Genomic DNA, 22405 nt, shown 5'->3' with positions numbered 1-22405 from the left:
TCCATATATTGGCCTGCGAATTCGGCATATTGTGATTAAGCCCCCCCCAAAAAAATGCAGCGGCTCTTGAAAAGAACCCGATTTCCTGGCTGCCTCGCATGAAGAGTCAATCCGCTTGACTCTTGCCTCGCTCGATTCAATACTAGAACAAATAGTGAACATTTTGACGGAAATCGAACGTGAGCGGCATCGACATCGCGGCGCTGCGGCGCATGGTCATCGCCATTGCAGGCAATGATCCGCAAGGCAGTTTTGCCAAGGGAAAAGACAAGGAGCCAGGAAGCGAGGACAGGAGCGGTTTTGCGCGCGCGCGCAGTTTCACGCTGGGCTTTGCGCCTGCCGATGCAGCCTTTCCGCATGGTCTGGCAGGCGATGCGCTGCATGAGGTCTTTGCCGAAAACCCCGGCGCGCATATGGCCGCCACCGGCTTTGCGCTTGCCTTTGCGGCGCGTACGGCAGAAGGCGCCGCAGCCCCCCGGCGCCCGATCATCTGGATCGAGGAAGAAACCGCCTCAAGCGAGTATGGCGGGCTTTATCCGCCGGGGCTTCATGCCTTCGGGATCGATCCCGCACGGCTTTTGATCGTGCGCTGCCCCACGGCGCAGGATGTGCTGAAGGCGGCCAATGATGCGCTGGAAACCGGCAGCGGCGGCAAGGCCTCGCATCTGGTTTCCGGCATTGTCGCCTCGGTGACAGGCCAGCCGAAATGCCTCGATCTCACCGCCTCGCGCCGCCTGCTGCTGGCAACCGAAGCCGCGCAATTGCCGGTCATCCTGCTGAGGAGCCACCGGACGGCCGTGCAGAGCGCCGCCGTCAGCCGCTGGCGGGTAGCGCCCGCGCCATCCCGCTCCAGCGGAGCAAACGCGCCGGGAAAGCCCGCTTTTTCCGCCGTGCTGGAGCGCAACCGCCACGGTACATGCGGGCAATGGATCATGGAATGGAACAATGAAACCCTTGAATTCGGTGCAAGAGAAAGAGCAGACAGAGCGTTCATTCCTCGCCCTCTGGTTTCCGTTTCTGCCGACCGACCGGCTTCGCCGCGCCGTTCAGCCTGACGGCAAGGAGCGGCTTCCTCTGGTCGTGACCGAACGCACGGCCAATGCGCTGCACCTGACGGCGGTGGATGGTGAAGCGGCAAGGCGCGGCCTTTTTCCCGGCATGGCGCTGACCGATGCGCGCGCCCGCGTGGAAAGGCTCGATGTGGCAGCGGCAGCGCCGGACCATGATGCAGCGCTTCTCAAGCGCCTTGCCCATTGGTGCGAGCGCTACACGCCGCTTGTCGCCTTCGATCTGCCGCATGGGCTGATGCTGGACATAACCGGCTGCGCGCATCTGTTCGGCGGGCTTGCCACCATGCGTGCCGACGCCCTTCGCCGCTTTGAACGCGCCGGGCTGCACGTGCAGGCGGCGATTGCCGATAACAGTTTTGCCGCGCGGCTTCTGGCACGCGGAACGAAGGGCGGTGTTTTCAGCCAGGCGGAGGCCGACCGGCAGCTTCCCCGCCTGCCGCTCTCCGCGCTTGAACTGACGCAAGCCGCCGAAACCGGCCTCAAGCGCGCCGGGCTGAAACGGATCGGCGATGTGATGGCGCTGCCCCGCTCTGCCCTCACCGCCCGTTTCGGCACCGATCTTGCCACAAAGCTCGACCGGCTGGCGCGGCGGGAGCGCGCGCCGATTTCTCCCTTGCGCATCCTGCCGCTCATGCTTGCCGAACGCCGCCTGTCAGAGCCGGTGACGGCAATGGAACTGGTGGAACACATATTGCGGGAACTGGCGCAGGAACTGTTCGCGCAGCTTGAAATGGAAGACAAGGGTGCGCTTCTGATCGAGGCGTCCTTCTTCCGGGTCGATGGCGAGATGCGCCATATCCATATCGAAACCGGCCAGCCCTTGCGCAACGACACGGTTTTCCTGCGCCTTGCGCGCGAAAGGCTTGATGCGCTCACCGATCCGCTCGATGCCGGTTTCGGCTTCGACATGATCCGGCTGGCAGCGCTGCGCAGCAGCGCGGTGGCCCAGCGCCAGACCGGGCTCGACCAGCATGAAGAGGATGAAGCAGGGTTCAGCCAGCTTATCGACCGGCTTTCGGCGCGGCTTGGACAGGACCGCGTTCTCGTCTCCTTTCCGCGCGACACCCATATGCCGGAGCGCGCTTTCGGCCTCGTCCCTGCCTTGCATGGATCGCGAAAAACCAAAGCCGATTATCGCAGTATAGCCGAACTGCCGGGCGATCCGCCCGCCCGCCCCATAAAACTGTTCCGCCCGCCGCAATTGATCGAAACCGTCGCCGAAGTGCCCGACAGCCCGCCCTCCTTCTTCCTGTGGCGGCGGGTGCGCCATCAGGTGCGCCTTGCCGAAGGACCGGAGCGGATCGAGCCGGAATGGTGGCTTGCAATCGGTCAGAAAGTGCCGGAACTGCGCGATTATTACCGGGTGGAGGATGAGACCGGCCAGCGTTTCTGGATTTTTCGCGAGGGGCTTTATGACGGCGCCAATCATCCGCGCTGGTTTCTGCATGGGCTGTTTGCGTGATGGTTTCTTATTTTGAAATGGCCGCTGCCAGCAATTTTTCCTTCCTTTGCGGTGCATCGCATCCGCAGGAACTGGTGGAGCGCGCGCATGCGCTTGGCCTGTCCGGCATCGGCATTGCCGACCGCAACACGCTGGCCGGTGTGGTGCGGGCCCATGCGGCATGGAAGGAGATTCGCAAGGAAAGCCGTTTCCGCCTCTTCATCGGCAGCCGCCTGTCCTTTATCGACGGCACGCCGGAAATGGTCGTCTATCCGCGCGATCGCGCCGCCTATGGCCAATTGTGCCGCCTGCTGACGGAAGGAAAGCACCGCGCCGCCATCAAGGGCGAATGCCATCTCGAATGGGCCGACCTCCTGTTTCGCGCGCGGCAATTCCAGATCGCGGTCTTTCCGCCTGACGAAGACCAGCCGGATTTTGCCGCACGCCTGACGGAGATCGCACAGGCCGCCCCCGGCTCGGTCTGGCTGGCGCTTACCATGCCGCATCAGGGGCAGGACGGACGCCACGCGGAACGCACCGCCCGGTTTGCCGCGCAGGCAGGCGTGCCGCTCATCGCCACCAATGATGTGCTTTATCATCACCCCGACCGCCGCCCGCTTCAGGACGTGCTGACGGCCACGCGCCATCACACAAGCGTTTTTGCAGCCGGGCGGCTTCTGGAAAAGAATGCCGAGCGCCACCTGAAGCCGCCGCATGAGATGGCACGCCTGTTCCGCGATTATCCTGAAGCCATCGCGGCGACCGCCGATTTCGTCGCGCCCATCACCTTCCGGCTCGATGAGCTGAAATATGCCTATCCCGATGAACCCATCCCGCCCGGCAAGACAGCACGGCAGCATCTCCATGATCTCACCTGGGAAGGTGCCGCCCGCCATTACGGCGCGGACACGATCCCGCCAAAGGTGCGGGGCCTCATCAACAAGGAACTGGCGCTGATCGCCCAGCTTGAATACGAGCCTTATTTTCTCACCGTCTATGACATTGTGAACCATGCCCGCGAGAAAGGCATTCTGTGTCAGGGGCGCGGTTCGGCGGCCAATTCCGTTGTCTGTTTCTGCCTCGGCATTACCGGGGTCAACCCGACGCAAGTGGATCTCCTGTTCGAGCGCTTCATCTCCGCCGAGCGTCAGGAACCGCCGGATATCGACGTCGATTTCGAACATGAGCGCCGCGAAGAGGTGATGCAATATGTCTATGATCGCTACAGCAGGGACCGCGCGGCCATTGTCGCGACCGTCATCAGCTATCGGTCGCGCAGCGCGATCCGCGATGTCGGCAAGGCGCTGGGCCTGACCGAAGACGTGACGGCGGCGCTTGCCAATACGGTGTGGGGCATATCGGGCGGCGGCATCGACAGGCAGCATATCAGGCAGGCGGGGCTCGATCCCGACAATCCGATCATCCGGCGCGCGGTGGAACTCGCCATCACGCTGATCGGCTTTCCGCGCCACCTGTCGCAGCATGTCGGCGGCTTCGTGCTCACCCGCGACCGGCTGGACGAAACCGTGCCCATCGGCCCGGCGGCGATGGAAGACCGCTCCTTCATCGAATGGGACAAGGACGATATCGATGAGGTGGGGCTGATGAAGGTGGATGTGCTGTCGCTCGGCATGCTCACCTGCATCCGCAAGGCTTTCGACCTCATTCACCGACACAAGCCCCAGCTTTATGGCGGCGAAAAGCTGACACTGGCCAGCCTGCCGCGCGAGGACAGCCGCGTCTACGACATGCTGTGCAAGGGGGATTCGCTCGGTGTCTTTCAGGTGGAAAGCCGGGCGCAGATGAACATGCTGCCGCGTTTGCAACCGCGTGAGTTCTACGATCTCGTCATCGAGGTCGCCATTGTGCGCCCCGGCCCCATTCAGGGCGACATGGTGCATCCTTATCTCAGGCGGCGAAACGGACAGGAGCCCGGCACCCTGCCGTCGCCTTCGCCGGAGCATGGACCGGCTGACGAATTGCAGCAGATACTCGGCAAGACCAGGGGCGTGCCGCTGTTTCAGGAACAGGCGATGCGCATTGCCATGGAGGCCGCAAAATTCACGCCCGAGGAAGCCAACCAGTTGCGCCGCGCCATGGCCACTTTCCGCAAGATGGGCACCATCCATACGATGGAGAAGAAGATGATCGACGGCATGGTCAATCGTGGCTACGACCGGACCTTTGCCGAAAACTGCTTCAACCAGATCAAGGGGTTCGGCGAATATGGCTTTCCCGAAAGCCATGCGGCAAGCTTCGCGCATCTGGTCTATATTTCCGCGTGGATCAAGTGCCATCACCCGGAAGTGTTTGCAGCAGCCCTTCTCAATTCCCAGCCCATGGGTTTTTACGCGCCCGCCCAGATCGTGCGCGATGCCCGCGACCATGGCGTGACGGTGCTGCCCGTCGATGTGAACTGCAGCCACTGGGATAATATTCTGGAGGATACGCTCGATATCCGACCAGCGCTGCGGCTCGGTTTCCGCCAGATCGACGGCTTTTCCAAACGGGACGCCGAGCTTCTGATTGCCGACCGGCAGGAGCCCTACCGCACCATCGAGGACATGCACCGGCGGCTGCGGCTCGACCGGCGCGCCTTCACGCTTCTGGCCGATGCCGATGCTTTCGGCTCGCTCGATATCGACCGCCGCGCCGCATTATGGGCGGTGCGCCGCCTGCCCAATGACGAAACGCTGCCGCTTTTCCGCGCCGCCGCAACCAGCGAACTGGCGGAAGAGCCGCGCACGAAACTGCCTGAAATGGCCGCATCCGAGCATGTGATTGCCGATTACGAGACGACGCGGCTTTCGCTGAAAGGGCATCCGCTGCAATATCTGCGCGAGGGGTTGGCGGCGGAAGGCGTTTCCACCTGCCGCGCCGTGCAGGAAGGTGCGGACGGACGCCGCATGAAAGTGGCGGGCGTCGTCACCGTGCGCCAGCGCCCCGGCAGCGCCAAGGGCGTGGTGTTTCTCACCATCGAGGATGAGACCGGCATCGCCAATATTGTCGTCTGGCCGAAGATCATGAAGGTGTTTCGCCGCGAAGTGATGGGCGCACGGCTGATCCATATCGAAGGCCGCATCCAGCGCAGCCCGGAAGGGGTGGTGCATCTGGTGGCGTCAAAATTGCAGGACCGTTCGGCGGCCTTGATCGAAATGAGCGGACGCGAAGCACAGCGCCTCGTCGCTCCATCCCAGATGGCGCATCATCCGCGAAATGTAAAAATCATGCCGAACTCACGCGACTTTCATTAGGATTCAGTTTCTGACGGCCTGCAAATGGCGTTTTGCAGGCCGTCAGAGCCGAAATAGACCGGGCTTCAGCTCCAGGCGCCGACAAAAAACACCGCACAATAATGCAGCGCCGCGCCCACCACGACAAAGCCGTGCCAGATGGCGTTCTGAAACCGCAGCCGCTCCCAGACATGGAAGATCACGCCCAGCGAATAGACCATGCCGCCAGCCGCAATCAGCCAGAAGACGGCGGGCGGCAGTGATTGCACCATCGTGTCATAGACCATGACGCCGCTCCAGCCGAGCGCCAGATAAAGCAGGATCGACAGCCGGTCGAAACGCCCCGGCATGAACAGTTTGAGCATGATGCCGACGAAAGCCACGCTCCAGACGAAGAGAAGCAGCGGCAGAGCGCGGTCGCCCATATGCATGGCGAAGGGCGTGTAGGTTCCGGCGATCAGAAGATAGATCGCCGAATGGTCGAACCGGCGCAAAAACCATTTGGTCGGGGAAACCGGCCAGATATTGTAAACCGCCGAAATGCCGAGCGCCGCCAGAAGGCTCGCGAGATAGACGCCGGATGAGATCAAGGTCGCTGCCGGCATGTTCGGCAGGAAATAGAACAGCATGGCAATCGCGCCGGCAAGCGCCAGCCCGACACCCAGCACATGGATGACGCCATCGGCCCACAATTCGGCCCGGTCATATTTCCATTTGACCGGGTAAGGCAGCCTTGCATTCATGAAATTTCCCTGTCGTCGGTTCCAGAGCGCCGCTCTGGTCCTTTGTTTTAACGCGCATCTTTTCCGAAAACCGTTTCACACTTTTCGGGATGCGCTCTCAACAGGAAACTGCCATCGCTTTGCAGCGTCAAGATGGCAGTTGGTCGATAGGAAATTTACTGCCCTGCCGGGGCGTAGGAAGCCTGGATCGGCGCAACGCCGGGGAGCGGCACGGAAGAGCCGGTCGGCAAGGATGCCTGCTCGATTGACGCAGCCGCCGCATCACGGGTCGGGCCGCTGCGCTTCCAGCTTCCGTCGAGGCCGGTTTCCTGCAACAGCCCCTTGCGCTTGGCATCGTAATAATAGCCGCGCGCATAATAGCGGACGGCCTGGCTCTCATCGCCGCCTGCGACCTTATAGGCGCCGGACAGATAACGAACCGCATATTTCAGATTGGTTTCCGCATCGAGCAGGCCCTTGGCCGAGCCCGTATAGCCCATGCCGCGCGCGGTCGGATGGCTGATCTGCATCAGGCCCCAATAGGGTCCGTTACGCGCACCCGGATTGAACCGGCTTTCGCGATGCACGACCCGGCGCACCAGGCGCTCCGGCACGTCATAGGCGACGGAATATTTGGTAATCAGCGCATCGAGATCTTCCGGCGCGTGATCCGGCGTCTCGAAGGCCATGTTGGCGGCAACGGAAGCAGGCGATGCGGCAGCCTGCGCACCGGCATAGGCCATCATCGGTTCGGACTGGCCGCGAATGCCGGGAATGGGAACGTTTGCCGGCAGGACCGGATCGGACGGATCGGTCACGGCGGCAATGGCCTGCGTTCCGGCAACTGCGCCCGCATCGGCGGTTGCGGTGCCTGCGGCCCCTGCCGTTGCGCCGGCGGCATTGCCTGTGGCGGCTGCGGCCTGGCCGGATGTATCGGCCTGCGTGATCAGCGCCGTCTTCACGGTCTTGCCGTCATTGGTGGTGTTGCAGGCGCTCAGCGCCACGGCGCAGCCAAGAAGCAGAAGGCCCTTGCGGGCAAAAGCGGCGGATGAAGAAGAAAGCGCGTAACGCATGACCGGACCCGTTCTCAGGAATCGAAATCTTGTTCGATGCGTTTTTCAAGCTCGACCAGATCATCCGGCAGCGGCAAACCACTGGCCCGCAGCGCATTGAGCTTTTCGCGAACCGTTTCGCGGATTTCATGAGCGTCTTGCGGCTGATTCACCATTTGCTCGAAAAGCAGCGCAATTTCCGCCTTGATGTCCTCGAATGCCATCCAGATCCTCTTGGCTTACACGGGCCTTGGCGGCCCGGCTCAGTCAGTCTTCTTTCGGTCGATGACAATCGTGTACCATGCAAAAGACGGCAAACGGAAGCGCTAAACGTCAGGCTGCCGCCAAAATGAATATTTCAAATGGTAACAAAAAGATTAACATGCTCACGAAGCACGCGGCAGCAGCATATCCATCGCATTGAAATCAAAAGCGAAAATCCCAAGATCGTCGAAGTCCAGACCGCCATTGGGATCGAAGAGATAAATGCTCATCCAGACGAGCGCGATCACAAGCAGGATTGCCACAATCATCAGAATCAAAAGGCGTCGCCCGAGCGCGGTCTTGCGACCCGCCCCTTCCGGCGGCTGTTTGGCCATAGTCAATTGCTGCCTTGTTCAATCGTCATTGGTCGCGTTCAGTTCTTCCGGCGGCGTGCCGTGTTCGGGTTCCGCCGACAGATAGCCCTCATGCACCAGCCATTTGCGCAGGATCAGCGTCATCGCCTCGGTCTGGTTGAGACCGGGATATTTTTCGGCGACAAAGCGCTCCAGAGCGTCGTGTACATCATCGGGAAGATAGGTGCTCATCGGGTCTCCTCCGCTTGTTTCAAACCACGGTTACGGACAGTTCCCCCACGCCCTCCACCTTGCCCTCCAGGCGGTCGCCGCGCTTCACCGGGCCGACGCCCGCAGGCGTACCCGTAAAGATAAGATCGCCGGGGCGCAGCTCAAAGAGCGACGACAGGTATGAAATGGTTTCCGCCACCTTCCAGATCATCTGGTTGAGGTCGCCCGACTGGCGCGTCTCGCCATTGACGGCAAGCGAGATCGCAGCCTTTTCCGGGTGGCCGATTTCCGACACCGGCACGATGGCCGAACAGGGCGCGGAATGGTCGAACGCCTTTGCGACTTCCCACGGGCGTCCGGCCTTCTTGGCCACCGCCTGCAAATCGCGGCGCGTCATGTCGATGCCGACCGCATAGCCATAGACATGGTCCAGCGCCGTTTCGACGGCAATGTCGCTGCCGCCGGTCTTCAGCGCCACCACAAGCTCGATCTCGTGATGCACGTCCTCGGTCTTCGGCGGATAGGGAAAATCGCCGCCTTCGATGACAAGGCAGTCCGGGTTTTTCTGGAAGAAAAACGGCGGATTGCGGGTCGGGTCGCCGCCCATTTCGATGGCGTGATCGGCATAATTCTGGCCGACGCAATAGATGCGGTGCACGGGAAAGCGCGCATCCGTTCCCTTCACAGGCAGAAAAGGCTGCGGGGGCGGCGCGAAAACATAAGTCGTCATGGGGAACTATTCCGGTCGGAAACTGATGAAGCGATTTTTGCCATCATGCAGACGCAGGCGCATCGCCGCAACCCTTGAAAGGCGCAATTCCCTATCTAACGACAAAATCCGCCTTGCGCGACCGCGCCTCCACGAGTTCGGCATTGGGAATATCGTTGGAAAGGGCGCGGTTCCGGGCCGTTTCCGCATCGAAGCCGAAGCTGAGCCAGCGATCGGTCAGGCGGCGCTCCAGTTCGGCAAAAGGCACGTCCAGATAGAGCGTCATGTCGAAGAAAGGAGCAAGCCGCGCCCATGGCTCCCCATCGAGCAGCAGGTAATTGCCCTCGACCAGAAGCACGCGATGTTCAAGGCCAACCACCGATGCGGCAGCGCGCGAAAGCTCCAGCGAGCGGTCGAAGACCGGGATGAAGACTTCGTCCTCGGCCTGTTTCAGACGCTGAAGCAAGGCCGCAAATCCGGCGCAGTCAAAGGTGGGGGGCGACCCCTTGCGGCTCCGCAATCCGCGCTTGTCGAGAATGGCATCGTCGAGGTGAAACCCGTCCATGGGCACGATGATGGAGGGCGTTTCGCCGCCCTTGTTGATGGCGCGGCGCAGATCGTCGGACAGGGTGGATTTGCCCGCGCCCGGCGGGCCGGCAATGGCCACGATCAGGCGTCCGCCGGTTTGCGCCAGCCGCGCAAGAATTTCCGAAGGCAGGGCTTCGCGCTCGATGGGCGTCATGTCCGGTTTCCGTGATTCGTCCTGTCAGCTTACCAGAAGCTCAAGCCGCTTCCTTCGGCCGCATCGCGCCGGTCATCAGGGCGACCGCATCCGACATGGAATATTCCTTCGGGTCGATGACCGTCAGGCGACGTCCGAGCCGGTGAATGTGGATGCGGTCGGCAACCTCGAACACATGCGGCATGTTGTGTGAAATCAGCACAATCGGCATGCCCCGCCGCTTCACGTCCTGGATGAGCTCCAGCACGCGGCGCGATTCCTTCACGCCCAGCGCCGCCGTCGGCTCGTCCATGATGACCACCTTGGAGCCGAAGGCGGCGGCGCGCGCCACCGCGACGCCCTGGCGCTGGCCGCCCGAAAGGGTTTCCACCGCCTGACCGATGTTCTGGATGGTCATCAGGCCCAGTTCGGACAGTTTTTCGCGGGCGATCTTTTCCATCGCGCCGCGATCCAGCATGCGGAAAAGCGAGCCGAGCGGTCCCTTGCGGCGGATTTCGCGGCCCAGAAACAGATTGTCGGCAATGGAAAGCGCAGGCGACAAAGCAAGGTTCTGATAGACCGTCTCGATGCCCGCCTGCCGCGCCTCCATCGGCGAATGGAAGCTGACGGGCTGGCCGTCGAGCAGGATTTCGCCCTCGTCGGGCCTGATCGCGCCGGAGAGCGCCTTGATGAGCGAGGATTTGCCCGCGCCATTGTCGCCGATGACCGCGAGGATTTCGCCCGGATAAAGGTCGAAATCGGCATGGTCGAGCGCGGTAACGCGACCATAGCGCTTGACCAGCCCCTTGGCCGACAGAACAGGCGTGGTGTTCGTTTTCATGCGGCAGCCTTTCTGATCCACTGGTCGATGGCGACGGCGGCGATGATGAGAACGCCGATCAGGAGATAGGTCCATTGCGGGTCGGTGCCCCACAGGCGCAGGCCCAGCGAAAACACGCCGACGATCAGCGCGCCGAACATGGTGCCCAGAATGGAACCGCGCCCGCCGAAGAGCGATATGCCGCCAATCACCACGGCAGTAATCGATTCGATATTGGCGAACTGGCCAGCGGTCGGCGACACGGAGCCAAGACGGCCAATCATCGCCCAGCCCGCAAGCGCGCAGATGATGCCGGCCAGCACATAGACCGACATGAGGATCGGCTTGACCGATACGCCGGAAAGCTGCGCCGCCTCCGGGTCGTCGCCGATGGCATATACATGCCGCCCCCAGGCGGTGTGGTTCAGCACATACCAGAGCAGCAGGACCAGAAGCACCATGGCGATGACGCCATAGGTGAAGACCGCGCCGCCGATGCGGATGCTCTCGCCGAAGAATTGCAGGATCGGCGCTTCCGCCGTGATTTCCTGCGCGCGGATCGTCTCATTGGCCGAATAGAGGAAGTTGGTGGCGAGGATCACCTGCCACATGCCAAGCGTCACGATGAAGGGCGGCAGGCGCACATAGGCCACCAGAAAGCCGTTGATGAAGCCGCAGAGCGCGCCGGTGGCAAAGCCGCAGAGAACGGAAAGTTCGGCGGGAAGCCCATAGCGGAAGGTGAACTGGCCCATCACCACCGATGACAGGACCATGATGGCGCCGACCGAAAGATCGATACCGGCGGTGAGGATCACCAGCGTCTGCGCCACGGCGATGATGCCGGTAATGGCGACCTGTTGCAGAATGAGCGTCAGCGCAAAGGCGGAAAAGAACTTGCCGCCAAGCGTGATGCCGAACACCAAAAGCGACAGGACGAGCACGATCAGCGGCACGGCGGCGGGATTGTGATGCAGGAAAGTCCGCATCCGGTAAAGCAGCGACCGGTCGCCTGCATCGAAGGAGGCGACATCGGCAGCGCTTTGCGACAACGTCTTTTCATAGTCCTGCATGGACTGTTTTTGTGCAGCGGAAGCCGCCTGTGGCTCACTCATCTCTGTCTCCTGCCCGCAGAAAGGGTCGGCAAATCATCCAATCTGCCGAGCCCGGATTTTGGAAAGGGGATCAGCCCCAGCACTTGTCGAGCGCGGTCTTGGTGTCGATGGACGGAACGCCTTCCACCGGCTTGTCGGTGACAAGCGACACGCCCGTATCGACAAAATCCTTGCCTTCGGTCGGCTTCGGCTTTTCACCCGTATCGGCAAATTTCTTGATCGCCTCGATGCCGAGTGCGGCCATCTGGAGCGGATATTGCTGCGATGTCGCGCCGATAATGCCTTCCTGCACGTTCTTGACGCCGGGGCAGCCGCCATCGATGGAAACGATCAGCACGTCCTTTTCGCGCCCCACGGCCTTCAGCGCCTCATAGGCACCGGCGGCGGCAGGTTCGTTGATGGTGTGGACGACATTGATGTTCGGGTCCTTCTGGAGAAGGTTTTCCATCGCGCGGCGTCCGCCTTCCTCATTGCCGTCGGTCAGGTCGCGGCCGGCAATGCGCGGATCGTCCTCGTCGCCCAGCCTGGTCTTGTCCTTCGGATCGATGCCGAAACCAGTGGCAAAGCCCTGGTCGCGCAGAACATCGACGCTCGGCTGCGATGCGGTGAGGTTGAGGAAGGCCACATGCGCGTCCTTGGCCTTGTCGCCAAGCGTTGCCGCCGCCCATTTGCCGACCAGCTCACCGGCGAGGAAATTGTCGGTGGCAAAGGTTGCGTCCGCCGCGTCGGCAGGCTCCAGCGGCGTGTCGAGCGCGATGATGAGCATGCCCGCATCGCGCGCCTTTTGCAGCGACGGCACAATGCCCTTGGTGTCGGAAGCGGTGATGAGAATGCCCTTCGCCCCATCAGCGATGCAGGTTTCAATCGCCGCGACCTGACTTTCCGAATCGCCGTCGATCTTGCCCGCATAGGTCTTGAGATTGACGCCAAGCTCCTTGGCCTTGGCGATGGCGCCTTCCTTCATCTTGACGAAGAACGGGTTGGTGTCGGTCTTGGTGATGAGGCACGCGCCGACATCGGCGGCATTGGCTGGTAGTGCGGCAGCGCCAAGCGCGAGGGCAGCAAAGGCTGCCGACAGAACTGTCTTCTTCATGAACTCCTCCCAGATTGAGCCGGTCCTCTTCCCCCGGCAGGGGAGAAGCAAAACACGGCTTCTAAACAGAGTCAATTAATAAATCCACTTGATTTATTAATATGCTGTGTCACTCTGGCAGCCAGAGGAGAGAAGCGAAAGAAGCTGGCGACAAGCCGCGAGCTTCATCCGTACCTGTCTTAAGCGATTGTTTTTATTTCATATCCCTGCAATGAGGGCTTTTTCTCCTTCGAGGATTGGTTTAGGAATTCCCGCACGCCATGGCCGCAATCCGATTGCATTCCATGGGCCGGAATCTGGGAGAGGCTATGGTCAGGCATAAAATTGAAGGCGAGCCGGTCAGCGGGTCTGCCGATATGCTTTCCGGAACGCCGGGTCCTGCCATGCTGCAATTTGCCGGGCCGGGCGCGAGCGTCAATCGCGGCTCCAACCAGATCGGCGTGCGCGCCTATAATGAGCGGCTGGTTCTGGCGCTGGTGCGCAGGCACGGCCAGCTTGCCCGCGCCGACATTGCCCGCCTCACCGGACTTTCGGCGCAGACCGTTTCCGTCATCATCCGCGCGCTGGAAAAAGACGGCCTCATCACGCAGGGCGAGCGCGTGCGCGGCCGTGTCGGCCAGCCATCCATGCCGATGCGCCTTGCCGCCGACGGGGTTTTTTCCTTCGGCCTCAAGATCGGGCGGCGCAGCGCGGAAATCATCCTGATGGATTTTCTGGGCACGATCCGCGAGCGGCGGCACATCACCTATCGCTGGCCGGTGCCCGATGACATCCGCAGCTTTACCCTCGACAGCGTCAACGCTTTCACCGCCGCGCTCGAACCGGCCAGGCGCGACCGCATTGCCGGGCTTGGCATTGCCCTCCCCTTCGAACTGTGGAACTGGGTCGAGGAAGTGGGCGCACCGGCTGAGGATCTGGATGCATGGCTCGGCGCCGATCTGGTCAGCGATTTCACCAGGGCGTTTTCGTTTCCGGTCTTCATCCAGAACGATTGCACGGCGGCCTGCGGCGCGGAACTGACCTTTGGCCGCGGACCCGAATTCACCGATTTCGTCTATTTCTTCATCGGATCGTTCATCGGCGGCGGCGTGGTGCTGAACAACACGCTCTATCCCGGCCGCACCGGCAATGCGGGCGCGCTCGGCTCCATGCCGATGCGGATGCGCAGCGCAGACGACAAGCGCGGCACAATGCAGCTTATCGATACGGCTTCGCTTTTCGTGCTGGAACGCATGTTGCAGGAAAAGAACATCTCATCCGACGATCTTTGGCTTTCGCCGGAGAATTGGCACAATTTCGGCGCACCGCTCGACGAATGGGTGGCGCTTGCCGCACGCGGGCTGGCCCATGCGGCGGTGGCGGCTGCTTCCGTGATCGACTTTCCCGCCGCCGTCATCGACGGCTGGCTGCCGGGCAATGTGCGCCACCGCATCGTGGAAGCGACCCGCGTGGAGCTTTCCTGTCTCGATTTGCAGGGCCTGCGCGCGCCGGAGATCATCGAAGGCAAGGTCGGCGTCCATGCCAAGGCGATGGGCGCGGCAAGCCTGCCGCTTTCCAACCGCTATCTGTTCGACCAGAGCGTGCTGTTCAAGGACGCGGGCTAGGCAAATTCGTGATGCCGGGCTGCAAAGAGCAATTTGTCTCACGTTCCGGTGCTCACCAGCATTCTCAGGTGCATAGCCTTATCCGAAAAGTCTGCAACTTTTCGGGGCTATGCTTGGAAGTACGCTGCGCTCCGGTACTCGAAAATCACTCTTTTCGCCACGGCCTGACGAATTTGCAACTGTAGTGCCAGCGCCCCTTCTGCACGACAAACACACAGTTTGTTATTTTCAATCAACAAGTTTGATATAGAACGGTCTCAAAACCGTTCTATCTGTTTATTTCTACGCAGTTTCGCACGGAAAACCGCTTCGCACTTTTCCTGAAACTGCTTATGTTGTCTTGCAATTACCGCAAATGCCAACACATTGACTGCTTCATTCATTGAACCGAACGGGAAGAACATGACCGTCAAGACGATTGCGACCACGCCATACCAGGACCAGCAGCCGGGCACTTCGGGCCTGCGCAAGAAGGTTCCGGTTTTCCAGCAGCCCAATTATGCGGAAAATTTCATCCAGTCGGTTTTCGACGTTCTGGAAGGTTTTGCGGGCAAGACGCTCGTGGTCGGCGGCGACGGACGTTTTTATAACCGCGAAGTGATCCAGAAGCTCATCAAGATCGCCGCCGCCAACGGTTTTGGCCGCATCATGGTGGGTCAGGGCGGCATTCTTTCCACGCCCGCCGCCTCCAACATGATCCGCAAATACAAGGCTTTCGGCGGCATGATCCTCTCGGCAAGCCATAATCCCGGCGGGCCGAAGGAGGATTTCGGCATCAAATACAATATCGGCAATGGCGGACCGGCGCCGGAAAAGATCACCGAGGCGATCTTCGCCCGCTCCAAGGTGATCGACCAATACAGGATTGCCGATGCGGCGGATGTCGATATCGACACGATCGGCACCACCCGGATCGGCGATACCGAGGTCGTGATTTTCGATCCCGTCACCGATTATGCGGAACTGATGGAAAGCCTGTTCGACTTCGACGCCATCCGCGCCATGATAAAAGCCGGTTTCCGCATGAAGTTCGATGCCATGCATGCCGTGACCGGACCTTACGCCAAGGAAATTTTTGAGCGCCGTCTCGGCGCACCGGAAGGCAGCGTGGTCAATTTCGTGCCGCTGCCGGATTTCGGCGGCCATCACCCGGACCCGAATCTCGTCTATGCCAAGGATCTCTATGATCTGCTGATGTCCGATCATGCGCCGGATTTCGGCGCGGCTTCCGATGGCGACGGCGACCGCAACCTCATCATCGGGCGCGGCATCTTCGTCACGCCATCCGATTCGCTTGCGATGCTGGCCGCAAACGCGCATCTGGCGCCGGGCTACAAGGACGGCATCAAGGGCATTGCGCGCTCCATGCCGACCAGTGCCGCCGCCGACCGCGTGGCCGACAAGCTCGGCATCGGCATGTTTGAAACGCCGACGGGCTGGAAGTTCTTCGGCAATCTGCTCGACAACGGCAAGGTGACGATCTGCGGCGAGGAAAGCTCCGGCACCGGCTCGGATCATGTGCGCGAGAAGGACGGCCTTTGGGCCGTGCTGCTGTGGCTTAACATTCTCGCCGTGCGCAAGCAAAGCGTGAAGGATATCGTCGAGGAACATTGGGCGCGTTTCGGGCGCAACTATTACACCCGCCACGACTATGAAGCGGTCGATTCCGACATCGCCAAAAAGCTGGTGGCCGACCTGCGCGCCGCGCTTGCGGGCCTGCCCGGCACGACCGTCAATGGCCTCACGATCGAAAAGGCCGACGACTTCGCCTATCACGATCCGGTCGACGGCTCGATCAGCGAGCATCAGGGCATCCGCATCTATTTCGAAGGCGGCGCGCGCGTCGTGCTGCGCCTGTCCGGCACGGGCACATCCGGCGCAACCATCCGCATCTATATCGAACGCTATGAGGCCGATACCGCCAACCACAATCTCGACACGCAGGAAACGCTGGCCCCGCTCATCGATGCCGCCGAACAGATCACGCAGGTGAAGAAGCGCAGCGGGCGGGCGGAACCGTCGGTGGTGACTTAGGGGAATAGGGGAATAAAAAAGAATCGGATAAGCTAAAGCAAGTTATTTTTAGCTTACTCCCTTACTCCCTTACTCCCTTACTCCCTTAATCAAAAACAATCTCCGGCGCTGCACGAGCGCCCTTGCCGCCCTTCATATTGCCCCAGACTTTCCGGGCGATCTCGCGATAGATTTTCGCGTGTTCGCTGTCGGGGTCCTTGACGGTGATCGGGGTTCCCGCGTCCGAATAGGCGCGCACATCCATATGCAGCGGCACTTCGCCCAGGAACGGCACGTCGAGACGTTCGGCTTCCCGGCGCGCGCCGCCATTGCCGAAAATGTCGTAGCGCGCGCCCGTGTCGGGCGCGATGAAATAGCTCATGTTTTCGACGATGCCGAGAAGCGGCACGTCCACCTTGCGGAACATGTTCAAGCCCTTGCGCGCGTCGATCAGCGCCAGGTCCTGCGGCGTCGAAACGACCACGGCACCCGCCAGCGGCACCTGCTGCGCCATGGTCAGCTGCGCGTCGCCGGTGCCGGGCGGCATGTCCACCACCAGAACGTCGAGTTCGCCCCAGGCCACTTCGCGCAGCATCTGCGTCAGCGCCGACATGACCATCGGCCCGCGCCAGATCATCGGCGTTTCCTCATCGACCATGAAGCCCATGGACATGACCTTGATGCCGTAGTTTTCCATCGGCTTCAGGATGCGGCCCTCAACCGTTTCCGGGCGGCCCGAAAGGCCAAGCAGGCGCGGCATGGACGGCCCGTAAATATCGGCATCCAGAATGCCGACCTTCAGCCCGTTGGCGGCAAGACCAAGCGCCAGATTGACCGCCGTGGTGGACTTGCCCACCCCGCCCTTGCCGGAAGCAACGGCGATGATCGCGCCGACACCCGGAATGCCGGGTTTTGCAGCCGGCCGCGGCGGCGCGGGATGGCGGTGCTGCGCCGGTGCGGCTGTAGGGCGCGGCTGCGGTTTGGGTGGCGGCGGCGCATCGTCGCTGGTGCGGCCGCCCTTCTTTTCCGCCGTGAGTGTCACCAGCGCGCCGGTGACGCCCGGAATTTCCTTCACGGTCTTTTCAGCGGCAAGGCGCATCGGCTCCAGCGCATCGGCGCGTTCCGCCGGAACCGTGATGGAGAAGAAAACCTTACCGTCGGCAATGAAGATATCCGATACCAGTCCGAGCGACACAACGTCGCTTTCGAAGTCCGGCCCGGTCACGGCCTTCAGCCGCTCCAGAACCTGTTCGCGTGTTACGCTTGCCATTTCACAGCGCCAGGAGGGTAAGGAAACGGCGAAACAAGGCCATCCATGGGGAGCAAGACGTCCTTGCCCCACAGCCTTATCGCCCCCTTGCCTTACCGCCCTGCTCCTTCATTGTTGCCTCATATCCAGTCCTGACATAATCAGCTTTCCAACCAAACGCCAAGAGTGCCTGCATATTTATTCCAAAGATTGGAGCAAACCATGGCCAAAGCCATTCACACGATGATCCGCGTTCTCGATGAGGAAAAATCCGTTTCCTTCTATAGCCGGGCTTTCGGCCTCGATATTGCCGAGCGCATCGATTTCGAAACCTTCACGCTGATCTATCTGCGCAATGCGGAAGCCGACTTCGAGGTCGAGCTCACGGTCAACAAGGGCCGCACGGAGCCGTACAATCCGGGCGACGGCTATGGTCATCTTGCGGTTGCGGTCGATGACGTGGATGCCGAACATGCCCGCTTCACGGACCTTGGCTTCAAGGTCGGAAAGCTCGTCGATTTCAAGAACAACGGCGTGCAGCTTGCCCGCTTCTTCTTTGCCGAAGACCCGGACGGCTACAAGATCGAGGTTTTGCAGCGCGGCGGACGCTATGTGTAGGGCGCCATTTCAAGCCCATCCTGAAAAGGGGAAATGCAGGAGGGGAAATCAGTCGGCGAGACTGATTTCCCTGTCAAGATTGCTCCCGCTTCCGCGAGACATGGTTTAGAAAAGCGGTTGCCCGGTCATTTCGTCCGGCCGGTCAATTTTCATAAGGGCCAGAAGAGTGGGAGCGACATCGGCAAGGATGCCATCGCGCAGCGATATACCCTCGGGAGCGCCAGACAGGATCGCCGGAACCGGATTGAGCGTATGCGCCGTATGCGGCGCGCCACTTTCAGGATCGATCATCGTTTCGCAATTGCCATGATCCGCGATCACCAGAAGCATTCCTCCGGCCCGGGCGACACTGGCCTGAACTGCGCCCAATGCCTTGTCAACCGTTTCCACGGCTTCGATAGCGGCCTCCAGATTGCCCGTATGCCCCACCATATCCGGGTTGGCATAATTAACCACCACAAGATCATATTCCCGACTGTCGATCGCCGCCGTCAGCTGTTCGGTGAGTTTTGGCGCAGACATCGAAGGTTGCAAATCATAAGTGGCGACCTTGGGAGACGGCACGATGGAGCGTGTCTCACCTTCAAAGGGGGGCTCACGCCCGCCATTGAGGAAGAAAGTCACATGCGGATATTTCTCTGTCTCGGCAAGGTGGATCTGCGTTTTTCCGGCCCTGGCCACAGTCTCACTCAAGCCGTTTCCCAGCGACTGTTTCGGGAACAGCGTGTGCATCACGACGTCAAGTTCAGCGCTGTAGGGCACCATCCCGATCGCCAGTGCAACGTCCGGCTTACGGGAAGGCTCAAAACCCCGGAAGTCCGGCAGAAGGAGAGCTGCCAGAATTTCCCGTACCCGGTCAGAACGGAAATTGGCACACAGAACAGCATCGCCGTCGCAAACGCCCTGATAATCACCGATAACCGTTGGTGTCACAAATTCGTCGGTTTCTCCGCGCTCCGCAGACTTAGCGATAGCATCTCCAAAGGACGCGGCCTGCTTTCCCTCTCCATCAACAATGGCGTCATAGGCCAGCCTGACACGCTCCCAACGATTGTCCCGGTCCATGGCATAATAACGCCCGCTCACTGTGACGATGGAAACCCCTTCGGGAAGGGCATCGTCGAGCTCTGAAAGAAAGGCTTCGGCCTGACCGGGCTGGGTATCGCGCCCATCGGTGATCGCGTGGATGACGGCTTGGATGCCGAGCCCATGCAGGGTCTTGGCCAATGCGGCAATATGATTCATATGCGCGTGCACGCCGCCAGGCGAGACCAGTCCCAGAATGTGGCAAACACCGCCGGTGCGCGAAAGCGTTTCGGGCAAGCCGCTTTCGGCGAGCAATCGGGACAGCCCTCCATTCGCCACCGCTGCATCGATGCGCGGCAGGTCCTGCATGACGATGCGCCCCGCGCCGATATTGAGATGGCCGACTTCCGAATTGCCGATCTGTCCCTCTGGCAATCCCACCGCAGGACCATGTGTTGTCAGAAATGCATGTGGGCAATTTTTCCACAAACGATCGAAGTTGGGCGTATTGGCTTGCAGCACGGCATTGCCATGCGCTTCTTCACGCCAGCCCCACCCGTCCATGATCATCAAGACCGTCGGTTTCCTGCCATTCACAATGGTCTGCATCAGATTATAACCATATCCCTGGAGCGGTTTTCCAGTATTTCGAGAAAAGCGCGCAGCTTGCGCGGCACGAAGCGGCTGCGCGGATAGAACGCTTTGATGACGCGCCGTGAAACGATTTCTTCCTCAAACAATGAAAGAAGCGCACCGGACTTCAACGCGGGACTGACACTATAAAGCGGCAGCCGCGCAATACCCACGCCCTTCAGCACCGCCATGACGATCGCGCTTTCAAAATTGGAATGCAAAATGCCATCGACCTGTACGGTCACGCTCCTGTCGCCTTCGCGGGCGCTCCATAAACGCGGATCGGGCTTCTGCGTCGTATGAATGAGACAATTATGTTGAACCAGATCCTGCGGCGCAGACGGTCGCGGATGGGTGGCAAAATAAGAGGGAGCCGCACAGATGACGTAGGGCGCAGGCCCGATCTTGCGTTCAAAAAGCCCGGTATGGAAGGATTCATCATCATCGAAATCACGACTGGCAACGACAATATCGACCCCACGCTCCATGGGATTGATCGAATTGGCCGAAATGGTCAGTTCAACCTTCACGGTCGGATATTGCGCATTGAAATCGAGAAGCGCCGAAGTGACGAGCGTCTGGCCGACACCAGGCGTCGAATGGACGCGCAATGTTCCAACCAGTTCGCCAGCCTGTCCGCTTGCATCGGCCTTGGCTGAATCGATTTCGGCCAGAATGCGAACGCAATGTTCAAAGAAAACCCGCCCGGCATCGGTCAGGAATACATGATGCGTCGAACGGTTGAGCAGCGATAGTTTCAACGCATTTTCGAGCTGCGTGACGTGCTTGCTCATATATGAGGGAGATTTGCCAAATAATTTTGCCGCCATCGTGAAGCTGCCATGCTGCACAACACGGGTGAAGATCACAATATCATTGAGATCAAGCCCATCAAAACTTGATCGCGTCGCATCAGAATCGTTAAGCATCTCCTGTCTATTGGCACAACTCTCCATGTCAGGCAATTCAGGAAAACAACAGCGATTTGATGACAACTGGAATGACCCCCGGCGGGGTGATGAACTCGCCCAGATCGACAAAATCAAGATCCTTCAGACGGACGCCGTCAATGGAAATCAGCGGGGCATTCAAGTCGACTTCCTTATCGAGAATCCGGCCGATCGTCTGCCCGACATCACCGTCAATCATCAGGACAAGCGGCTCTTCACGCACCCCATCCGATGCGGCAACCATCTTGATCGCTTTTGCCATTGCCAGCAGACGTGGATAGTCGGGCATACCGCTCCAGGAAAAGGCAAGCGCCAGCGTCCCGGAAAAGTCATGGCCCTGCCGCGCCGCCTTCTCCCTGAAGGCCGCCGCTATCGCCTCCGGGTCTATCTCCTCCGGCAGGGTCCGGCCCAAATGAATGACGGGAATATTATGCCGCGGCAATATGTCGGGGCAGTTCATATAAAGGGTCTTGCCGCTCACCTGAATGGTGAACTGCGAGGCACCGATCACGGTCGCGCGGATACGCTGGCCCGCATCCACAATCGGCACATCGATACGCGGCATCAATTGCGCGATGATTTGCCTGGCGAGAAGATGGGCAATATCGCCGTGATCGTTTTGCTCATACCCGAAAATATACTCCGACACACCGCCGGAGAAAGTGATGTAATCGGGCTGTATGGAACGTTCGAGCGGTTCGGTCAAAAGAAAACGTTCGCCCATTGCATCAAGCGGCGCACCGGTGATCTGGTCAACCACAAGCGATGCGAGGCGCTTCACGATGGCGATCTGGTTCTCGGCGCGGGCCATATTCGCACCCGTTGCCTCAATGCCCAGTTCTTCCGCCACCATACGGGCGGAATCGTCGATCCGCGTCCATGCACCTTCGTCGTCTTTTGCCAGCAGCCTGCCGCCGACCGCAAAGGCGGCGACATTGACGATTTCGCCCTTGTCGATAAGCGCCAGCTTGGTCGTGCCGCCGCCTATATCGACATGCAGCCCGCAACCATTGCGCTGGATGGAAAGTTCCGTCGCACCGGAGCCGTGGGCTGCCAGCATGCTTTCCAGCTTGTGGCCAGCCGTCGCGCAGACGAATCGTCCCGATTCACTGGCGAAGATTTCATCAATGGCCCGGGCATTGTTTTTCTTGATCGCCTCACCCGTCAGAATGACCGCGCCGGTATCGACCTGGTTTCTGGTATAGCCGGCGTCTTCATAGCAATGGCCGAAGAAATGGCGCAATTCACGCGCGTCGATCGTGCCATCCGGCAGGAAGGGCGTAAACAGGATAGGAGAGCGCCAGAGCACTTCCCGGTTGATGACCACGAAACTGCTGGACAGATCGTCCGTCCGGCGACGAAGCGTAATACGCGCAAACAACAGATGCGACGTAGAACTGCCTATGTCGATGCCGACCGTCAGCAATTCAACCGTTTCCTGTTTCCACAGCCAGTCGGAGAAACCCTGCTGGTCTTCTTCCGACCAGCCCGCATGTTCATGTTCAAAATCAAGGTCGTGCACGGGCCGCTCTCATCCTCCAAAACAATATA

20 protein-coding genes are annotated in these 22405 nt (G+C 60.4%); 6 read left to right on the top strand and 14 right to left on the bottom strand.

The window, feature by feature from the left end; translation table 11 throughout:
* Positions 1-179: 179 nt before the first annotated feature.
* The 3 genes from AVM02_RS14810 to AVM02_RS14800 are packed head-to-tail and all read left to right on the top strand — an operon-like array spanning position 180 to position 5765.
* Entirely contained in the window at positions 180-1055 is an 876-nt protein-coding gene (locus AVM02_RS14810) for an ImuA family protein (protein WP_411507679.1), read from the top strand.
* A gap of 25 nt (positions 1056-1080) precedes the next feature.
* Positions 1081-2532 carry a Y-family DNA polymerase gene (locus AVM02_RS14805; RefSeq protein WP_411507689.1) on the top strand — a complete coding sequence of 484 codons (1452 nt, stop codon included), beginning with the start codon at positions 1081-1083 and terminating at the stop codon, positions 2530-2532.
* Positions 2532-5765 carry an error-prone DNA polymerase gene (locus AVM02_RS14800; protein WP_411507678.1) on the top strand — a complete coding sequence of 1078 codons (3234 nt, stop codon included), beginning with the start codon at positions 2532-2534 and terminating at the stop codon, positions 5763-5765. The genes AVM02_RS14805 and AVM02_RS14800 overlap by 1 nt, the downstream gene beginning before the upstream one ends.
* A 65-nt stretch (positions 5766-5830) precedes the next feature.
* Here AVM02_RS14800 and trhA read toward each other — a convergent pair whose 3' ends face one another.
* From trhA to AVM02_RS14750, 10 genes are all read right to left on the bottom strand, one after another.
* Complete coding sequence (gene trhA / locus AVM02_RS14795) at positions 5831-6487, bottom strand: PAQR family membrane homeostasis protein TrhA (protein WP_411507677.1); 657 nt, start codon at positions 6485-6487, stop codon at positions 5831-5833.
* A gap of 155 nt (positions 6488-6642) precedes the next feature.
* The gene (locus tag AVM02_RS14790) at positions 6643-7539 is read right to left on the bottom strand and encodes a transglycosylase SLT domain-containing protein (RefSeq protein WP_411507676.1); all 897 of its coding nucleotides are present in this window, start codon (positions 7537-7539) and stop codon (positions 6643-6645) included.
* A 14-nt stretch (positions 7540-7553) separates the two neighbouring features.
* A complete protein-coding gene (locus AVM02_RS14785; protein WP_121981380.1) occupies positions 7554-7742 on the bottom strand; it encodes a hypothetical protein in 189 nt (62 codons plus the stop codon).
* Between the two features lie 162 nt (positions 7743-7904).
* Positions 7905-8117: a hypothetical protein gene (locus AVM02_RS14780; RefSeq protein ID WP_411507675.1), complete on the bottom strand. Its 213-nt coding sequence runs from the start codon at positions 8115-8117 to the stop codon at positions 7905-7907.
* 18 nt (positions 8118-8135) lie between these two features.
* The gene (locus tag AVM02_RS14775) at positions 8136-8327 is read right to left on the bottom strand and encodes a hypothetical protein (RefSeq protein ID WP_411507674.1); all 192 of its coding nucleotides are present in this window, start codon (positions 8325-8327) and stop codon (positions 8136-8138) included.
* Positions 8328-8346: 19 nt separating this feature from the next.
* Positions 8347-9036 carry a fumarylacetoacetate hydrolase family protein gene (locus AVM02_RS14770; RefSeq protein WP_411507673.1) on the bottom strand — a complete coding sequence of 230 codons (690 nt, stop codon included), beginning with the start codon at positions 9034-9036 and terminating at the stop codon, positions 8347-8349.
* A gap of 91 nt (positions 9037-9127) precedes the next feature.
* Complete coding sequence (locus tag AVM02_RS14765) at positions 9128-9757, bottom strand: nucleoside/nucleotide kinase family protein (RefSeq protein ID WP_411507672.1); 630 nt, start codon at positions 9755-9757, stop codon at positions 9128-9130.
* A gap of 40 nt (positions 9758-9797) precedes the next feature.
* The gene (locus tag AVM02_RS14760) at positions 9798-10577 is read right to left on the bottom strand and encodes an ATP-binding cassette domain-containing protein (RefSeq protein WP_411507671.1); all 780 of its coding nucleotides are present in this window, start codon (positions 10575-10577) and stop codon (positions 9798-9800) included.
* Positions 10574-11668 carry an ABC transporter permease gene (locus tag AVM02_RS14755; RefSeq protein WP_411507670.1) on the bottom strand — a complete coding sequence of 365 codons (1095 nt, stop codon included), beginning with the start codon at positions 11666-11668 and terminating at the stop codon, positions 10574-10576. Before AVM02_RS14755 ends, AVM02_RS14760 begins: the two co-directional genes overlap by 4 nt.
* A gap of 70 nt (positions 11669-11738) precedes the next feature.
* Complete coding sequence (locus tag AVM02_RS14750) at positions 11739-12761, bottom strand: sugar ABC transporter substrate-binding protein (RefSeq protein WP_411507669.1); 1023 nt, start codon at positions 12759-12761, stop codon at positions 11739-11741.
* Positions 12762-13069: 308 nt separating this feature from the next.
* Between AVM02_RS14750 and AVM02_RS14745 the strand changes: the two genes are divergently transcribed.
* Positions 13070-14365, top strand: coding sequence for an ROK family protein (locus AVM02_RS14745; protein WP_411507668.1), 1296 nt, complete (start codon positions 13070-13072; stop codon positions 14363-14365).
* Positions 14366-14767: 402 nt separating this feature from the next.
* Positions 14768-16399, top strand: a complete 1632-nt coding sequence (locus tag AVM02_RS14740) for an alpha-D-glucose phosphate-specific phosphoglucomutase (RefSeq protein ID WP_411507667.1) — start codon at positions 14768-14770, stop codon at positions 16397-16399.
* Between the two features lie 85 nt (positions 16400-16484).
* Here the strand turns inward: AVM02_RS14740 and apbC are convergent, their stop codons facing one another.
* On the bottom strand, positions 16485-17648 hold the full coding sequence (apbC, locus tag AVM02_RS14735) for an iron-sulfur cluster carrier protein ApbC (protein WP_411507666.1): 1164 nt from the start codon (positions 17646-17648) through the stop codon (positions 16485-16487).
* A 201-nt stretch (positions 17649-17849) separates the two neighbouring features.
* Between apbC and AVM02_RS14730 the strand changes: the two genes are divergently transcribed.
* A complete protein-coding gene (locus tag AVM02_RS14730; RefSeq protein ID WP_411507665.1) occupies positions 17850-18245 on the top strand; it encodes a VOC family protein in 396 nt (131 codons plus the stop codon).
* Between the two features lie 105 nt (positions 18246-18350).
* On the opposite strand, the gene gpmI is transcribed toward AVM02_RS14730, so the two are convergent.
* The 3 genes from gpmI to AVM02_RS14715 are packed head-to-tail and all read right to left on the bottom strand — an operon-like array spanning position 18351 to position 22376.
* Positions 18351-19868 carry a 2,3-bisphosphoglycerate-independent phosphoglycerate mutase gene (gene gpmI / locus AVM02_RS14725; protein ID WP_411507688.1) on the bottom strand — a complete coding sequence of 506 codons (1518 nt, stop codon included), beginning with the start codon at positions 19866-19868 and terminating at the stop codon, positions 18351-18353.
* A gap of 11 nt (positions 19869-19879) precedes the next feature.
* Positions 19880-20833, bottom strand: coding sequence for a LysR substrate-binding domain-containing protein (locus AVM02_RS14720; RefSeq protein ID WP_411507664.1), 954 nt, complete (start codon positions 20831-20833; stop codon positions 19880-19882).
* Positions 20834-20870: 37 nt separating this feature from the next.
* A complete protein-coding gene (locus tag AVM02_RS14715; protein WP_411507663.1) occupies positions 20871-22376 on the bottom strand; it encodes an ethanolamine ammonia-lyase reactivating factor EutA in 1506 nt (501 codons plus the stop codon).
* Positions 22377-22405 lie beyond the last annotated feature (29 nt).

The sequence above is a fragment of the Brucella anthropi genome, assembly GCF_046630315.1.
Taxonomy (GTDB): domain Bacteria; phylum Pseudomonadota; class Alphaproteobacteria; order Rhizobiales; family Rhizobiaceae; genus Brucella; species Brucella anthropi_A.
This window is presented reverse-complemented; position numbering and strand designations above follow the sequence as displayed.

Excerpts from the sequence above, each read along its gene's own strand:
- AVM02_RS14800 (WP_411507678.1), top strand. The coding sequence starts at position 2,532 with ATGGTTTCTTATTTTGAAATGGCCGCTGCCAGCAATTTTTCCTTCCTT.
- trhA (WP_411507677.1), bottom strand. The coding sequence starts at position 6,487 with ATGAATGCAAGGCTGCCTTACCCGGTCAAATGGAAATATGACCGGGCC.
- AVM02_RS14790 (WP_411507676.1), bottom strand. The coding sequence starts at position 7,539 with ATGCGTTACGCGCTTTCTTCTTCATCCGCCGCTTTTGCCCGCAAGGGC.
- AVM02_RS14785 (WP_121981380.1), bottom strand. The coding sequence starts at position 7,742 with ATGGCATTCGAGGACATCAAGGCGGAAATTGCGCTGCTTTTCGAGCAA.
- AVM02_RS14780 (WP_411507675.1), bottom strand. The coding sequence starts at position 8,117 with ATGGCCAAACAGCCGCCGGAAGGGGCGGGTCGCAAGACCGCGCTCGGG.
- AVM02_RS14775 (WP_411507674.1), bottom strand. The coding sequence starts at position 8,327 with ATGAGCACCTATCTTCCCGATGATGTACACGACGCTCTGGAGCGCTTT.
- AVM02_RS14770 (WP_411507673.1), bottom strand. The coding sequence starts at position 9,036 with ATGACGACTTATGTTTTCGCGCCGCCCCCGCAGCCTTTTCTGCCTGTG.
- AVM02_RS14765 (WP_411507672.1), bottom strand. The coding sequence starts at position 9,757 with ATGACGCCCATCGAGCGCGAAGCCCTGCCTTCGGAAATTCTTGCGCGG.
- AVM02_RS14760 (WP_411507671.1), bottom strand. The coding sequence starts at position 10,577 with ATGAAAACGAACACCACGCCTGTTCTGTCGGCCAAGGGGCTGGTCAAG.
- AVM02_RS14755 (WP_411507670.1), bottom strand. The coding sequence starts at position 11,668 with ATGAGTGAGCCACAGGCGGCTTCCGCTGCACAAAAACAGTCCATGCAG.
- AVM02_RS14750 (WP_411507669.1), bottom strand. The coding sequence starts at position 12,761 with ATGAAGAAGACAGTTCTGTCGGCAGCCTTTGCTGCCCTCGCGCTTGGC.
- AVM02_RS14745 (WP_411507668.1), top strand. The coding sequence starts at position 13,070 with ATGGTCAGGCATAAAATTGAAGGCGAGCCGGTCAGCGGGTCTGCCGAT.
- AVM02_RS14740 (WP_411507667.1), top strand. The coding sequence starts at position 14,768 with ATGACCGTCAAGACGATTGCGACCACGCCATACCAGGACCAGCAGCCG.
- apbC (WP_411507666.1), bottom strand. The coding sequence starts at position 17,648 with ATGGCAAGCGTAACACGCGAACAGGTTCTGGAGCGGCTGAAGGCCGTG.
- AVM02_RS14730 (WP_411507665.1), top strand. The coding sequence starts at position 17,850 with ATGGCCAAAGCCATTCACACGATGATCCGCGTTCTCGATGAGGAAAAA.
- AVM02_RS14720 (WP_411507664.1), bottom strand. The coding sequence starts at position 20,833 with ATGCTTAACGATTCTGATGCGACGCGATCAAGTTTTGATGGGCTTGAT.